At 38.0% G+C, this 15,509-nt stretch carries 13 protein-coding genes; 1 reads left to right on the forward strand and 12 read right to left on the reverse strand.

Going from position 1 to position 15,509, the window contains the following annotated elements; genetic code table 11:
- Positions 1–2 precede the first annotated feature (2 nt).
- The 5 genes from H131_RS18795 to H131_RS18815 all read right to left on the reverse strand — a co-directional run bounded on the left by H131_RS18795 (position 3) and on the right by H131_RS18815 (position 6,639).
- Entirely contained in the window at positions 3–836 is an 834-nt protein-coding gene (locus H131_RS18795) for a two-component system regulatory protein YycI (protein ID WP_010860710.1), read from the reverse strand.
- Positions 823–2,154 (reverse strand): YycH family regulatory protein, encoded by a 1,332-nt coding sequence (locus H131_RS18800; protein ID WP_010860711.1) that lies wholly within the window; start codon positions 2,152–2,154, stop codon positions 823–825. Before H131_RS18800 ends, H131_RS18795 begins: the two co-directional genes overlap by 14 nt.
- On the reverse strand, positions 2,151–4,016 hold the full coding sequence (gene walK / locus H131_RS18805; protein WP_010860712.1) for a cell wall metabolism sensor histidine kinase WalK: 1,866 nt from the start codon (positions 4,014–4,016) through the stop codon (positions 2,151–2,153). Before walK ends, H131_RS18800 begins: the two co-directional genes overlap by 4 nt.
- A 5-nt stretch (positions 4,017–4,021) precedes the next feature.
- Complete coding sequence (yycF, locus tag H131_RS18810; RefSeq protein ID WP_010860713.1) at positions 4,022–4,735, reverse strand: response regulator YycF; 714 nt, start codon at positions 4,733–4,735, stop codon at positions 4,022–4,024.
- A gap of 437 nt (positions 4,736–5,172) precedes the next feature.
- Positions 5,173–6,639, reverse strand: a complete 1,467-nt coding sequence (locus H131_RS18815) for a M23 family metallopeptidase (protein WP_010860714.1) — start codon at positions 6,637–6,639, stop codon at positions 5,173–5,175.
- Between the two features lie 420 nt (positions 6,640–7,059).
- On the opposite strand from H131_RS18815, the gene H131_RS18820 reads away from it, so the two are divergent.
- Positions 7,060–7,872 carry a YitT family protein gene (locus tag H131_RS18820; RefSeq protein ID WP_196228939.1) on the forward strand — a complete coding sequence of 271 codons (813 nt, stop codon included), beginning with the start codon at positions 7,060–7,062 and terminating at the stop codon, positions 7,870–7,872.
- A gap of 58 nt (positions 7,873–7,930) precedes the next feature.
- Here H131_RS18820 and H131_RS18825 read toward each other — a convergent pair whose 3' ends face one another.
- The 7 genes from H131_RS18825 to ssb all read right to left on the reverse strand — a co-directional run bounded on the left by H131_RS18825 (position 7,931) and on the right by ssb (position 15,488).
- Entirely contained in the window at positions 7,931–9,220 is a 1,290-nt protein-coding gene (locus H131_RS18825) for an adenylosuccinate synthase (RefSeq protein WP_010860716.1), read from the reverse strand.
- A gap of 340 nt (positions 9,221–9,560) precedes the next feature.
- The gene (gene dnaB / locus H131_RS18830) at positions 9,561–10,922 is read right to left on the reverse strand and encodes a replicative DNA helicase (RefSeq protein ID WP_010860717.1); all 1,362 of its coding nucleotides are present in this window, start codon (positions 10,920–10,922) and stop codon (positions 9,561–9,563) included.
- A gap of 13 nt (positions 10,923–10,935) precedes the next feature.
- Positions 10,936–11,382, reverse strand: a complete 447-nt coding sequence (gene rplI, locus H131_RS18835; protein ID WP_010860718.1) for a 50S ribosomal protein L9 — start codon at positions 11,380–11,382, stop codon at positions 10,936–10,938.
- Entirely contained in the window at positions 11,382–13,352 is a 1,971-nt protein-coding gene (locus H131_RS18840) for a DHH family phosphoesterase (protein WP_010860719.1), read from the reverse strand. Before H131_RS18840 ends, rplI begins: the two co-directional genes overlap by 1 nt.
- A 12-nt stretch (positions 13,353–13,364) precedes the next feature.
- The gene (locus H131_RS18845) at positions 13,365–14,306 is read right to left on the reverse strand and encodes a YybS family protein (protein WP_010860720.1); all 942 of its coding nucleotides are present in this window, start codon (positions 14,304–14,306) and stop codon (positions 13,365–13,367) included.
- Positions 14,307–14,634: 328 nt separating this feature from the next.
- Complete coding sequence (gene rpsR / locus H131_RS18850) at positions 14,635–14,871, reverse strand: 30S ribosomal protein S18 (RefSeq protein ID WP_010860721.1); 237 nt, start codon at positions 14,869–14,871, stop codon at positions 14,635–14,637.
- 47 nt (positions 14,872–14,918) lie between these two features.
- Positions 14,919–15,488 carry a single-stranded DNA-binding protein gene (gene ssb / locus H131_RS18855; RefSeq protein WP_010860722.1) on the reverse strand — a complete coding sequence of 190 codons (570 nt, stop codon included), beginning with the start codon at positions 15,486–15,488 and terminating at the stop codon, positions 14,919–14,921.
- Positions 15,489–15,509: the final 21 nt, after the last annotated feature.

A 15,509-nucleotide genomic window follows, 5' to 3' on the forward strand; every position in this document is an offset into this window, starting at 1 on the left:
AATTAAACTCCCCAGTCTTCTTCTTCGCCCTCTTGCTTGTCCTCTTGCTTATCCTCTTGGAATTCAATAACATTACCTTCAACAGCATTGACAAAATACTCTTCGGTTTCCCCATCAGATAATTTCACACGCATTTCCCATGTTGGGACCAGTACCTGCGTTCGAGTTAAATAAACAAGTGTCGAGTAGCCTAACTTCATTTGCGTAATCCGCGAATCTGGCTTTAGTAGTCCTTTTGTATACAATGTTTGTATAATTTGAAGTGGTGGAATCACACTTTCCTGTTGCTCCATCTCTTCAATACTATCAATCATTGTTTGCTCATACATTGTGACTTCGTTATTCGAATTCCATTGTACTTTTAATAAACCACTCTTATTGTAATAAAGCATTCCATTATTTGTTTTCTGGAAGAAGATTGCAACCCGTTCCTCACGGTCAACCTTCCATAATGCATAGGAAGTACCCTCTTTGATGTGCGCTTGGGCAAACTCTGTAAAGCTCGTATCGTCATTTATATTTCGTACTTTCACAGGACTCTCAAGAATTACCCGCGCTCTCGTTTCAACTGAAAGGTCCACTTGATGATTTGAATTTGCAAATTCAGAAGGCGTAAAAATATGGACTTTGCCTGAAATATACGTAGCCGACTCTATGCTATTAGGGAGTGCTCCATACGTAATATTATCGTCTTCTAATCGTGCCCCAATCGTTTTCTCACCAGGTATCTCAACGTTCTGCGCCTCATCGTAACGATTCACATACAACGAATATAGAAAAATATTTAAGATTAAAAAAACCATAATAAAAATGGACTTTGTTCTATTCCAATCCATTTTTGACACCTCCGAGCATGTCAGGCGTCAATAAAATCCATGCACCATTGCGTATAACAAACCACCTTGGCTCTAGATTAAATAATTGTTCGTTTTCTTCCTTTGTTAAATAATAGCCCACCACAATTTCATCTATATCAGATAATACAATATTATTAAGCGTATGAATTTTTTCAACTATTTCTGTTCCAGATGGCAATTCTTTAATCTCTTTTTCCGATGGTATATCCATATCTAATGTAAAGTATGGTCGTTTATAACGGAAAATGCGATTATCTCCCCAAACAGTTGTAATTCGGGTTGTTGCCTGATCACTATATACCGGGAGCCCCTCTAAGTAGAGCTGATAATCCAATTGATTTTTACTTGTACTTGTTGATACATACCGGTAATCCGCTGTAAAGCCCCCATGTTCATTGATAAATTCAAAACTACTATTTAATAGCTTTGACGGCTCTATTCTTTCGCTACTTTCTGCAGCTGGATACACGTAGTTTAGTGATTTTAATCTCCTATCGACAGTCATTAGCGACATGCCATCTGTATATTTTTCAGATGTCGTGCTTTCAACAGTACGTTGTACAATATTTGGATCTGTAAATAACACATTTTTAAATGATTCTAGTGAAAGTTGTTCATCATCGATATAATACGTATACTTTACAGATTCAATTTTGTCATTAGCTACATAAAGTGATGTATAGCCATCACGCTCTACCTCTTTAAAAACACCATACTGTTTTGAAGGCTCAATAATATCCCTTACAAACTGATTGGCGTTTGAAAGGCTTACATGAGAACGCAACAATGAATCATTATTGCTACTAACGAAAAATACCTGTAATTCTTTATTGTTGTATTGGCTCCAATCTATGATCATACGATTGAACGTTGTTTCTGGTAGTTCCTTATCGGCAAATTGAAAAATAGAGCTAAATGCTGAGAAGGGAATCTCTCCTGCAAAAAAGACCGTCATGCGATTATTTGCTCGAATCAGCTCATTTACATAGTCTGGTGAAATTTTATTATTAATTCGCACTAAATCAAGAATGTTCCAGCCCTTAAAGGCATTCATCATATCTTTCATAGCGCCATTCGATACAGTTCCTGTAAATCCATCTTCAGCCCGAATTATAGCCTTATATGGTCTGATGACATCTTCCGTACTTTTTTGTGGCCCGATTAAGATTTCCTTACCTTCTGTTTGTTCAATAAATTTATAATCCGGCGTGTATGTCCAAATGATAAAGGTCAATACCACACTCAGCATAACGAGTAGAAATAAAACAGCTGATTTTACTGGTTCAATATACTTCATTCCCACTCACCTGCCTCGTCAAATTCGTCTAAATCATATGGTAATGTAAAGAATATCGTTGTGCCATGACCTTCATCACTTTCCGCCCAGATTTTCCCGCCATGTGCCTCAATCATTTCCTGTGCAATGGCTAGACCAAGGCCTGTACCACCCATAGAGCGTGCACGTGCGCGGTCTACTCGATAGAAACGATCAAATATGCGACCGACATTTTCTTTTGGAATCCCCATACCATCATCGGAAATCATCACCTTCAACATATTCCCCTGAACGGTAAAGCCAAAGCGTACATTACCACCGTCTGGTGAATATTTAATAGCATTGGAAATGATATTATCGATAACTTGTGTCACCTTATCCGTATCAAATTCAACATAATAAGATGCCTCTGGGAATAAGCGTTCAAATACTACCTTGTCAGACTTAGACATTTCAAAGCGATCGATGATGCGATTAAAGAATGAATTGAATAGGACAATGTCTTTATTCAGCTCATAATCTGCACTATCCATGCGGGATAACTGCAACAAGTCATTGACTAAACGGATCATACGCTCGGTCTCTGTCTGTGTAACATTTAAAAATGTTGGCGCAATGTTTTCATCTTTCCACGCCCCATCAGCCAACGCCTCTAGATAACTGCGCATTGTTGTTAAAGGTGTTCGGAGTTCATGTGAAACGTTGGATACAAATTCTCTACGATCCATTTCAATCTTTTCTTGCTCCGTATTGTCATGTAGCACGGTAATTAGACCATTGATAAAGCCCGTCTCTTTTTGAATAACTGAGAAATTCGCCCGTAATATATACGGGGCATCTGCCGTACTAAAATTTAAATTTACTGCATCATTCATATGAATTAAATCTTCAAAACTATATTCCTGATCGATGCCTAAAACAGATGCAATTGGACGACCTAATGTTATATCTCTTGAAATATGCAATAGCTCAAGTGCTGGATCATTAATAAGAATAATACGCCCTTTGCGATCTGTGGCAATAACGCCATCTGTCATATTACTCAGAACCGAATTGAGCTTACGTCGCTCTGCCTCTGTTGTCGATTGCGCCTCCTGCAAGCGATTCGTCAAATGGTTAAAGGTAAGAGCAAGCTGCCCGATCTCATCTGTCCCATAAACTCGCACTTTACGTGAATAGTTTCCTTTTGCCATGGCCTGTGCCTGCTTCCGCATATCAGCAATCGGCTGTGTAATTGTGCGAGCCACTAAAATTCCTAAGAAGATAGTAATAACTAAGGACATCGCTGTTCCACCCAGGAAAATACGGTTAATATCATTCATTTGTTCAAAAACCGATTCAATATTCGATTCAATATAGAGTACCCCTATAATTTCATCATCAGGACCTGCGCCATCACGAATTGGCGTTGCTAGTACCCATACACGATCTCTTGTTTTATTGTCGATTTTTATAATATCAAATAAAGTCTCTGCTGAAATTGCACGACGGACAAGGTCAGTATTCGAACGTTGTCCAATTAAATTTTGGTTTTCAGCTTCTGACGTCGCAAGTATACGCTGCCGGTTATCTATGACGCGAATTTCTAAAATATCTCCATTTGAAACATCCTTCAAGCCTGTTGAGAATTCCTTCACGATGGACTTTAGGCTTTCCTCACGCGTTGGCATACTTTCATCGCGTTCTTTTAAAATTTCTTCACGAATGCTATATTGCATCAAATCAACACGTTGAAAAATGGATTCTTGAAAATTACTCTTCAAATTTCGCTCTAATTCACGTGCGAAATAGATGCCTATGATTTGCAAAGCTAGCATGATAAGTAAGATATAAATTAGCACTAGCTTGACATGAATGGATTTAAAGAAGCTTACTTTGTGCATTCCGTTTACTCCTGTTCAGGATTTCGTAAATAATAACCTACACCACGTCGTGTCACAATCCAAGCTGGATGACTGGGATTGTCCTCTATTTTTTCACGCAAACGACGAATCGTTACATCCACTGTACGTACATCACCAAAATAATCATAACCCCATACGGTCTGTAATAAATGCTCACGCGTCATCACTTGTCCTATATGTTTACCTAAGTAATGCAATAGTTCGAACTCACGATGTGTAAGTTCGATTGATTCTTCACGTTTCATCACTAAGTATGCATCCGGCTGAATAACAAGAGAGCCTACAACAATCTCATTTGACTCTTCCTGTGCTTCTTCTGCAGCTGGCGCCACAACTTGTAAACGGCGCATATTCGCTTTCACACGAGCAATCAGTTCACGTGTACTAAATGGTTTCGTCACATAATCATCTGCTCCCATTTCTAAGCCTAATACCTTATCAATCTCAGAGCCTTTTGCCGTAAGCATAATAATAGGAAAATCATATTTTTTTCGCACTTCTCTACAAACTTCCATACCATCCCGCTTAGGTAACATTATATCTAATAGCATTAGATCCGGCTGTTCTTCCTCAACCTTCTCTAGCGCTTCATCTCCATCATATGCGCAAATAACTTTGTAGCCTTCTTTAATTAAATTAAACTGTAAAATATCTGCGATTGGTTTTTCATCGTCAACAACTAAAATCGTTTTGTTCATCCATTCTCTCCCTTTCGCTATTCATCTATTTTAAAACAATGTGTCATGATATATTTCAACTTCGTGTATTAAAACTTATGCTATCGCTTCGCTGTTGCGCAGCAATACTTTGTGTATTCTCATTGACAAAGCTAGTGTACTTTATTGCCTGAAGATAAAAGTCACTACTCTTAACTCTAACATGCTTTTAGCTTCCATGCATTATTCATGATTAGTTTCTCTATATCTATTTCGTCTATTAGCCCAAACGCTCACGTGTTTAAAACTCCTACTGCAAAAAGAAGGGAACAGCCGCCTATAACTACCAAATATATGAGCCACAGGATAACACACTCCTAGGCTATCTTTCTAAATATTTCTTGGGAAATAACATTATATTTTATGAGTTATATGCAAAAAGGCAGCCCAGCATTTGGACTGCCTTTTATACAAGTAAATTACTGACCTACATAAGATAAAGGATTCACAAGTGCACCATTTTTCTCAACTTCAAAATGTAGATGCGTACCTGTAGAATTTCCAGTAGAACCCATAATCCCAATGACTGAACCTTTTTCGACAACCTGTCCAACCTCTACATCAATAGAAGATAAATGTCCATATAGCGTCGTATAGCCATTATTATGATTTACCACAATACGGTTTCCGTAGCTACCTGAAACTCCCGCTGCTACAACAACACCATTATCAGCCGCGAGGATGTTGTAGTTGCTAGGTCGGGCAATGTCGATTCCTCGATGTTGTGCACCCCAACGTTGTCCCATTTGACTAGAAATATAGCCACCTACTGCTGGCCAAGAAAATTCACCTGTACCTCGAGAAGAGATAACCTTTGTCCCTACAACTTCAATTTCATCAACTGGTTGCTGGACGACTGTTTCTTTTAAAGCCACTTTCGATGTACGTGTACCATTCTCAGATGTTAATAAATAGGATGTCTCCTTTTTACCGTCAACACCTTGCTGTTTTATAACTGACTCACCTTTATACATCGTTGGGTCTTCTTCTATAACCTTCTTAAACGGAATCGTATCTGTAACTTTCTTTTCTTGTTTTACTGCAATTGTTACGAACGGTTTAGCGACAGTTACGTTTAACGCTTGTCCTATTTGTAACACTGTATCCACCGCAATACCAGGATTTAAGGCTAATAACTCAGCTGTTGTTAAGCCATGTTTTTTAGCAACCGATCCTAATACATCACCTGGTTGAATTTTATATTCTTGTTGTTCGATGGAGCCAGTCATTAATAATTTCACCGCTTCTTCAGGCGTTAGTATAGCATTTGGCGCGATCTTCTTTGTTACACCTGAAACTCCCTGTTTAAAGGAAATATCTAAGATCCGCGTTTCACCAGATTGTAAAGATGGTAAACCATTAATAGCTTGTTGGTTATCTTGAAAACTTTTTAACTCTTGCTGTGAAACATATTGTAGCTTTAGCATACGAACAGTTTCTTCATAAGCATTAGCATCTTTTAAATTGGCGATCGGTTTGTTATCTACTAATAATGAAAAGGCTGGTGTTTGTGCTACAAGAGATTGCTCAACCTTCTTTAATGTTTCTGCATCCTTTGTTTCATTACTAAACACTTGCTCTGGTATTATTTTCACAGCAGCGTTAGCATCTATAGCGTATTCCTTGTACTGATTAGTTGCTTCCTTTTCTTTTGAAGCAATGATTTCCTTCACGGCTTTGTCATCAGATACAGCACCCATATATTCATTGTCTACATAAACATGATAGATTTTATGTAACGCTTCTTTATGATTAATTTCTTTGGCATACCCCATATTAATAGTTAAACTTGCCATTAATACTGCAATAATTGATACCTTTTTAAAAGAAGAAAAATTGTAGGTGAATCTATTGTTTTCTTCTTTTTTATTCCAAGACGAACTCATCAATAAAGCCCCTTCCAACTTTACCCTATCATAGGTTTAATTACCCACAAGGATTTTTTGCACCACTATAATGTACCATAAAGAAAATATTGATTGAATCTTTTCTCCCTTTTGTAATGTAATTGTATTATTTCTCTACTAATTGTTACATAACTCCTATTTTTGTTAATCGCTATTCTATTGTATTTATATTCAATTATTCAGCATTTTAAACAATTTTATACTTTTTTCTTAAATTCTAGACAGTATATAGACTTATTACTTTTTACTTGATTAATATTTCGATAAAATAGAATAAGGTTAATACACTAGTTGATTGGAGCGATTTATTTGAGTGACTCACAAACCTCTGTGATAACATCTAAAGCAGGGAAACCACAAAAAAAGAAAAAAGCCCGAAGACTTATAATAAGGACCATTATGGTTATGCTTGGTGCAATTATAATGGCTGTTGGACTAGAGTTATTTTTAGTACCTAACCAAATCATGGATGGTGGAATTGTTGGTGTTTCTATTATCACTTCACATCTATTAAATTTACCACTCGGTATTTTCATCTTCGTTTTAAACTTACCTTTTATCTTTTTAGGCTATAAACAGATCGGTAAAACTTTTGCCCTTTCTACAGGACTGGGAATTACTGTACTTTCCGCAACAACAATTCTTCTACATAATTCAGAACCATTTACAAGTGATACATTACTGGCAACAGTGTTTGGGGGAATAATTTTAGGAATTGGGGTCGGTATTGTTATCCGTTATGGTGGTTCTTTAGATGGTACGGAAATTTTAGCGATTCTTCTTAATCGAAAATTGCCTTTCTCAGTTGGGGAATTTATTATGTTTTTCAACTTATTTATCTTTACTGTAGCCGGCTTTATTTTCACTTGGGAGCAAGCAATGTACTCTATTCTAGCGTACTATATCGCCTACAAAATGATTGATATTGTTATTCAGGGAATGGAAGAATCCAAATCTGTTTACATTATTAGTGATGAGATTGATGAAATTGGTCAAACGATCATGGATCGCTTAGGTCGTGGTGTAACCTTTTTACATGGCGAGGGAGCGTATACGGGTAACGACAAAAAAGTAATTTTCACCGTTATTACACGTTTAGAGGAATCCAAACTGAAAACCATCGTCTCTGAAATAGACGACAATGCCTTCCTTGCAATTGGTAATATTGCAGAAGTAAGAGGTGGACGCTTCAAGAAGAAGGATATTCACTAAAAATCAGGATATGAAAAAGGAAGCAATGGCGTGCCTGCACCATTGCTTCCTTTTTATATTATGCTTCCCAAATATCTACTAAAACGTTCGTCTGTTCACGAGCAGGACCGACAGAGAAAGTAGCAATTTGAATGCCTGTTAATTCGCTCACACGCTCTACATAACGTCGTGCATTCTCTGGCAACTCTTCTAATGTTCGGCAGCCTGTAACATCTTCTGACCAGCCTGGAAGTTCTTCATAAATTGGTTCGCATTGTTCAATAATATGAAGATTTGCTGGATATTCTGTAATTGTTTCATCTTTATATTTATATGCCGTACAAATTTTCACTGTCTCTAGACCTGATAAAACATCGATTGAATTGAGCGCTAAATGGGTAATGCCACTTACACGACGTGAGTGACGTACTACAACTGTGTCAAACCAGCCTACACGACGAGGACGCCCAGTTGTTGTTCCATACTCGCGACCAACTTCACGAATTTGCTGACCAACTTCATCAAATAATTCTGTTGGGAATGGACCGTCTCCTACACGTGAAGTATAAGCTTTACATACACCTATTACACTTGAAACGCGTGATGGGCCAATACCAGCACCAATCGCTACACCGCCAGCAACAGGATTGGATGAAGTAACAAATGGGTAAGTACCTTGATCGACATCAAGTAAAATACCTTGTGCTCCCTCGAATAATACTTTGCCGCTCTCATCTAATACATCATTTAAAATTTTTGAAGTGTCCGTTACATACTTTGCAATTTCTTGCCCATAGCCATAATATTCTTCAAATATTTCTTCGAACGTTATGCCTTCAACTTCATAAAATTTCTCGAATAATTTATTTTTAATTGCTAAATTATAACGTAGTTTTTCTTCAAATATTTCTTTATCTAATAAATCAGCCATACGGATTCCGATGCGTGCAACTTTATCTTGATAGCATGGACCGATTCCTTTGCAAGTTGTACCGATTTTATTATCGCCACGGCTTTCTTCATCTGCAATATCTTGTTTAATATGATACGGCAGAATAACATGAGCACGGTTAGAAATACGAAGATTGTCTGTATCGATGCCACGCTCCTGTAGTCCTTTCAGTTCTGTTACAAGCGACTTTGGATTAACAACCATACCATTTCCCATTACTGAAGTTTTTTCTTTGTAGAAAATACCAGATGGAATTAAATGTAATTTATATGTTTCACCTTCAATTTTAATGGTATGTCCTGCATTATCTCCACCTGCAAAACGGGCGATTGCATCCGCCTTTTGTGAAAGGAAGTCGGTAATTTTGCCTTTCCCTTCATCTCCCCACTGTGTTCCTACAACTACAACTGATGTCATAATCAGCACCTCCGTTAGATACATAATGTATCTCATTTATCAAGCCGTTAATTATTGTAACAATGATAGAAACCTCTAGTCAACAAAAAATAGTTAAAAACACGAACATAAAATCAAATACTATGATTTAACGTTCGTGTTTAATGACAGAATGGTATGAATATTATCGCGCTTTTAGATAAAGTGAAACGCCAATCAGTTCGGTTTTCTTTTTCCCCACTGATTGTAGTTGAACCAATCGGGCTTTTACGGTTCGTTAATCGACCACCTAGTCATTCTAGTTGTCATCTTTGCACTCGAGGTGGGCGTCGTACTGACCGTTCATGCGGGATAAATATTACTAATCACGTGGAGGTGGTGGCGGCATTTGTGACCAATCCACGTTAATAAATTTATTGAATTCCTTTTTAAATGCAAGCGTTACTGTTCCGGTAGGGCCGTTACGTTGTTTAGCTATAATAATTTCAATCATGTTTTTACTTTCAGATTCTTTATCGTAGTAATCGTCACGGTATAAGAATGCAACAATATCCGCATCCTGCTCAATACTTCCCGATTCACGTAAGTCACTCATCATTGGTCGCTTATCTTGACGTTGCTCAACGCCACGAGAAAGCTGTGATAAAGCAATTACAGGCACCTTTAATTCACGCGCCAATCCTTTTAAAGAACGTGAAATCTCTGATACCTCCTGTTGACGGTTTTCACCGGGTTTACCACTACCTTGAATTAACTGTAAATAGTCGATTAAAATCATTCCGAGGCCATGCTCTTGTGCTAAACGACGACACTTTGCTCGTATTTCATTGATACGTACACCTGGTGTATCGTCAATAAAAATACCTGAATTCGATAAACTTCCCATTGCCATAGTTAGTTTACCCCAATCCTCGGTTGTTAAAGCACCTGTACGTAAAACTTGGGCATCAATATTTCCTTCTGCACAAAGCATACGCATAACTAATTGCTCTGCGCCCATCTCTAACGAGAATATGGCAACATTTTCACGTGCCTGAACTGCTACACTCTGCGCAACATTTAGCGCAAAGGCCGTTTTCCCTACAGAAGGACGCGCCGCAACAATAATTAAGTCATTCCGCTGGAAGCCCGCTGTAATATGGTCTAAATCACGGAATCCTGTAGGAATACCCGTAACATCACCTTTACGAGATTGTAGCTGCTCGATATTATCGAAGGTCTCTACTAACACGTCTTTTACATGCTTAAAGTCACCTGCATTTTTGCGATTGGCAACTTCCATCATCTTCTTCTCAGCTTCGCCAAGTAATGCCTCTACTTCGTCCTCTCGTGTATACCCATCTTCTACGATTTTTGTGGCTACACGAATTAAACGACGTAATAAAGCCTTTTCTTCAACAATTTTAGCGTAGTGGGCAACGTTGGCTGCCGTAGGAACAGCATTGGCGAGCTCTAGTATATACGATAGCCCGCCAACGTCTTCAATCTCTTTTTTTGCTGATAATTCCTCAGTAACTGTTACAACATCTATCGCTTTTCCCTGATCACTTAAACGCAACATCGTTTCAAAAATTTTCTTATGCGCATTTTGATAAAAATCATCTGCTAGAAGAATTTCTGATGCCGTTATTAATGCCTGTGGTTCTAGGAAAATCGCACCGATAACCGATTGCTCCGCTTCCCGGTTATGCGGTGGAACGCGGTCTATCATCGGTTCGCTCATGGATAGTCGCCCCTTATTCTTCCGTTACATGTACTTTTAATGCCGCTGTTACATCATGGTGTAGTTTCACAGGTACATTTGTAAAACCTAGTGCACGAATCCCATCATTTAAAGTCATTTTACGTTTATCGATTTTTATGCCATGTACTTTTTGTAGTGCATCTGCAATTTGCTTTGTAGAAACCGAACCGAATAGACGGCCGCCTTCACCTGATTTTGCTTTTAGCTCCACAGTTAAAGTCTCTAATTTTTCTTTCAATGCTTTTGCTTCAGCTAATTCTGCTGCTGCATTTTTTTCTTCTAATTTTTTTTGTCCTTCTAATTGACTCATAGCTTGCGCATTCGCTTCAGCAGCATAGCCATTTTTTACAAGGAAATTTTGTGCGTAGCCATCTGCCACATTTTTGATTTCACCTTTTTTTCCTTTTCCTTTAACGTCCTTTAAAAATACTACTTTCATTATTCCGAACTCCCTTCGAGTACCTCAAATATGGCCTCTTCTAAATATTTTTTCACTTCTTCTATAGTAAGAGCTTCAATTTGACAGGCCGCATTCGTTAAATGGCCGCCGCCGCCGAGCCGTTCCATAATAAGCTGTACATTTATTTCTCCAAGTGATCTTGCACTAATGCCAATTAAGCCATCAGAACGGTGAGCAACGACAAATGAAGCACTAACGTCCTTCATTGTTAGTAGAATATCTGCTGTTTGTGCGATTAATACAGAATCATACACTTTTGAATCTTCACCTGCGGCAATAGCAACACCTGGTTTTACGAACTTTACAGTTTGCACAATCTTAGAACGCTCAATATACGTATCAATATCTTCTTTTAGTAAACGTTGTACTAAAACTGTATCAGCGCCGTTCGTTCGTAAATAAGAAGCTGCCTCAAAAGTACGAGCACCTGTACGAAGAGTAAAACTCTTTGTATCGACAATAATTCCAGCCAGTAATGCTGTTGCCTCTAGCATATTAATTTTTGCGCGTTTAGGCTGATATTCTAGTAACTCAGTCACAAGCTCAGCTGTGGACGAAGCATATGGTTCCATATAAACGAGTGTCGGATTTTCTATAAAATCCTCACTGCGACGGTGATGGTCAATAACAACGACCTTTTCCGCTAATTTCAATAAGTATGGATCTATCACTAAATTTGGTTTATGTGTATCAACAATAATGAGCAAGGATTTCTCCGTCATTTTTGCTGCAACCTCTTCTGGTGTTAAAAAGTGTTCATAGAAATCAGACTTTCTTTCAATTTCATTCATCAAACGTGTTACACTTCCGTTTAATTCATCGAAATTTATGACAACATAGCCCTTTACATCATTCATTTGTGCCATTTTACGAACACCTACAGAAGCACCGATGGAGTCCATATCTGGATTCTTATGCCCCATGACAAATACTTGATCACTATCTTGAATCAGATCACGCAGGGCATGTGAAATGACACGAGCCCTAACACGCGTACGTTTCTCCACAGGATTCGTTTTACCACCATAGAATTTCAGCTTTCCAGTAGGTTGCTTGATGGCTACCTGATCACCACCACGACCTAAAACAAGGTCCAGGCTTGATTGTGCTAAACCGCCAAGTTCCACCAAAGAGGAAGATCCTGCACCTACGCCAATACTAAGCGTTAGTGAGAGATTTTTCTGTGCTGTTTTTTCACGAATTGTATCTAAAATAGCAAATTTTTTCTTTTCAAGTTCTGTTAAAATCGACTCATTTAATACTGCTAAAAAGCGATCCGATGAAATACGTTTTACAAATATTCCATGCTCCGCAGCCCAATCATTGACGATCGATGTCACCATCGTATTTGTTAAACTACGAGGTTGATCATCCATTGCTTGCGTAATTTCGTCATAATTATCTACAAATAAAATTGCAATAACTGTACGATCGGCGAAATACTGTTTTTCAATTGCTATTTGCTCGGTAACATCAAAGAAGTATAACAATCGCTCTTCTTCTTTATAAAACACACGATATTTCCGATCACGAAGGGTAATGGTTGCTTCATTTGTTTCTTCGGTCTTCATTAGTACATATATATCATCTGATATATTAACAATCCCTTCGCCTACTAATGTCTCCAAATTCAGTACACCTTGCATATATGGATTCGACCATTCAATTTCAAATTGCTCATTCACAAGTAAAATCCCAATCGGCATTTCAAGTAATGCCTCTTCTCCAACCTTTTTCATGCGGAAGGAAATGGATTCGATATGCTTTTCTGTTTCTTCAAAAGTAGCTTGTTCAACCTTCCACGTATAAACCATTAACAGAACAAAACCTATACCATAGCCGATTCCTATTCCGATATTCCAAATACATAGAAGTACGAACGTCACGATGCCAAAAATGGAAAGAACAAAAAGTGGATAGCGGATTGGTCGTTTTCTAAAAGTCCCCATTAGATCAGCCCCTTATTCTTTAGTCTTTCCTTTCACAAGTGAACGTACGTCAAAACCTAAATCTACAATACCAAGTAAAATAATGAATGACGATAATGGAATAGCTAATAAACTGGCAATCCATTTCACAGCATTTGGCATTCCTTTTTTGGAAATAAAATAATGGATAAAGGAAATCCCTTGTAGGATTAATAATAGCCATAAAATATAAGATACATTTAAAACAATTATCTCTAACATAGTGCCAGGTTCTGGACGTATAAATAAATTAATGGATAGAACAATCATGTAGTACCATAAAATAGCACGTGGTAAACGCATATTTTGAAACGGTACAAATTTTGGAACAGCTAAACCTAGGCGTTTTAAAATAGGTAAATTCAATGTAATTACGATGAATGCTGTAGAAAATGCAAAAATTGTTATGGTTGCTGGCATTGTCAACTCAAGTGTTTTAATCATTGCCTCTAGTTGTTCTGGTTGAATTGCTACCTTTCCAGTTACACTTTTAGCAAGCTCATTAGACTGCTCATAATTTTCACGAACGATGTCCAAACTCATATCAATCATGTTAAGACCTGCTAAGCGCACATAAGCTAAATAAACTAGTGCTGTTGACAACAAGACAGCGATACCAGATGACATGAATAAATAAAGTTTGCTTTTTTTCAGGTAAATCGCATCACCTATGACTACTCCAAGCAACCCCATGATAAAGGCGAACGGTAACATAGTAATGCCACTCACTAAAACGGTTAAAATACAGCCTACAACTGCTACGAGTATTGATGAGGAACGCTTGAAACTTGCACCATACCAAGCAATCGGTAACGGAGCAAATAATAAGGCTACCATAAACATAAATGGGATATACGCAGAGATAATCATTAAGATTGTAAAAATTGCGACCATCATTGAGCCTTGCACAAGCGCCTTGGTTTGATTATTCGGCATTGAAAACCTTCCTTTTTTTCAGTCAAACTTACTAAAGCTTATTGTACCATTTTTTCACGTTATTGAACAAAAAACGCTAAGATCAACTATTTTCTTTAGGGCTAATCTATGCAGACTAAGTGCGCAAAAGCACTTGTACATTCAACATGCCCAGGCTCCTTAGTGGAAACGCTCCTATTTTCTCAAGAGAAATTGATTAGCATCTTAGAAATTACATCTACTAAAAACTATGCATTACGTAACAACAAAAAAACCAGCATCCCGATACGAATATCGAAATATGCTGGTTTGAAATCGATGCAGAGTCAAAACCCTGACGTCATCAATCTTATTTGTCTTCTGATACGAATGGAAGTAATCCCATAATACGAGATACTTTAATAGCAGAAGTTAATTTACGTTGGTATTTAGCGCTAGTGCCAGTTACGCGACGTGGAAGAATTTTCCCACGTTCTGAGATGAATTTTTTTAGTAAATCTACATCTTTATAGTCGATATGCGTAATGTTATTAGCAGTGAAGTAGCAAACTTTACGGCGTTTGCGGCCTCCGCGACGTGGTGCCATAGTGATGTCTCCTCCTTATAAGTTTATAGTTTTTGTAGATAGAAGAGTTAGAATGGAAGATCATCCTCTGAAACTTCGATCGGTCCCTTGCTGTTAGCAAAAGGATCTTCATCTACACGTGTATAGTTCGGCTGATTCACTGGTGGTTGATTTTGCTGATAAGAACCGCCGCCAAATGAACCTTGCTGAGGCATTGCGCCACCAAACTGTTGTTGTGGTTGGCCACCGCCATAAGACGGTTGGCTATTTGCGTAAGATTGTCCACCGTATTGGTTAGATGCTGGAGCACCTCCACCACTACGAGGCTCTAAAAACTGTACGCTATCTGCCACAACATCAGTTGTATATACACGCTTACCATCTTGTCCTTCATAGCTTCCTGTTTGGATACGACCTTCTACTCCAATTAAACTTCCTTTTTTCATGAAGTTCGCTAAGTTTTCGGCCTGTTTGCGCCAAGCAACACAGCTTATGAAATCTGCTTCTTTTTCACCTTGTTGGTTTGAAAATGTACGGTTTACAGCAACTGTAAATCGAGTAGACGCAATACCATTTGGTGTGTAGCGTAGCTCGGGATCTTTTGTTAGTCTTCCAACTAATACAACACGGTTTATCATCAGAATACAACCTCCTTTTCA

Origin of the sequence: Lysinibacillus sphaericus OT4b.31 (genome assembly GCF_000392615.1) — a bacterium.
GTDB classification, from domain to species: domain Bacteria; phylum Bacillota; class Bacilli; order Bacillales_A; family Planococcaceae; genus Lysinibacillus; species Lysinibacillus sphaericus_B.

Bases quoted from the DNA above. Each gene is read 5' to 3' on its own strand.
- walK (WP_010860712.1), bottom strand. From the start codon at position 4,016: ATGCACAAAGTAAGCTTCTTTAAATCCATTCATGTCAAGCTAGTGCTA.
- H131_RS18800 (WP_010860711.1), bottom strand. From the start codon at position 2,154: ATGAAGTATATTGAACCAGTAAAATCAGCTGTTTTATTTCTACTCGTT.
- rplI (WP_010860718.1), bottom strand. From the start codon at position 11,382: ATGAAAGTAGTATTTTTAAAGGACGTTAAAGGAAAAGGAAAAAAAGGT.
- dnaB (WP_010860717.1), bottom strand. From the start codon at position 10,922: ATGAGCGAACCGATGATAGACCGCGTTCCACCGCATAACCGGGAAGCG.
- H131_RS18815 (WP_010860714.1), bottom strand. From the start codon at position 6,639: ATGAGTTCGTCTTGGAATAAAAAAGAAGAAAACAATAGATTCACCTAC.
- rpsR (WP_010860721.1), bottom strand. From the start codon at position 14,871: ATGGCACCACGTCGCGGAGGCCGCAAACGCCGTAAAGTTTGCTACTTC.
- H131_RS18795 (WP_010860710.1), bottom strand. From the start codon at position 836: ATGGATTGGAATAGAACAAAGTCCATTTTTATTATGGTTTTTTTAATC.
- H131_RS18845 (WP_010860720.1), bottom strand. From the start codon at position 14,306: ATGCCGAATAATCAAACCAAGGCGCTTGTGCAAGGCTCAATGATGGTC.
- ssb (WP_010860722.1), bottom strand. From the start codon at position 15,488: ATGATAAACCGTGTTGTATTAGTTGGAAGACTAACAAAAGATCCCGAG.
- H131_RS18840 (WP_010860719.1), bottom strand. From the start codon at position 13,352: ATGGGGACTTTTAGAAAACGACCAATCCGCTATCCACTTTTTGTTCTT.
- H131_RS18825 (WP_010860716.1), bottom strand. From the start codon at position 9,220: ATGACATCAGTTGTAGTTGTAGGAACACAGTGGGGAGATGAAGGGAAA.
- yycF (WP_010860713.1), bottom strand. From the start codon at position 4,735: ATGAACAAAACGATTTTAGTTGTTGACGATGAAAAACCAATCGCAGAT.
- H131_RS18820 (WP_196228939.1), top strand. From the start codon at position 7,060: ATGGTTATGCTTGGTGCAATTATAATGGCTGTTGGACTAGAGTTATTT.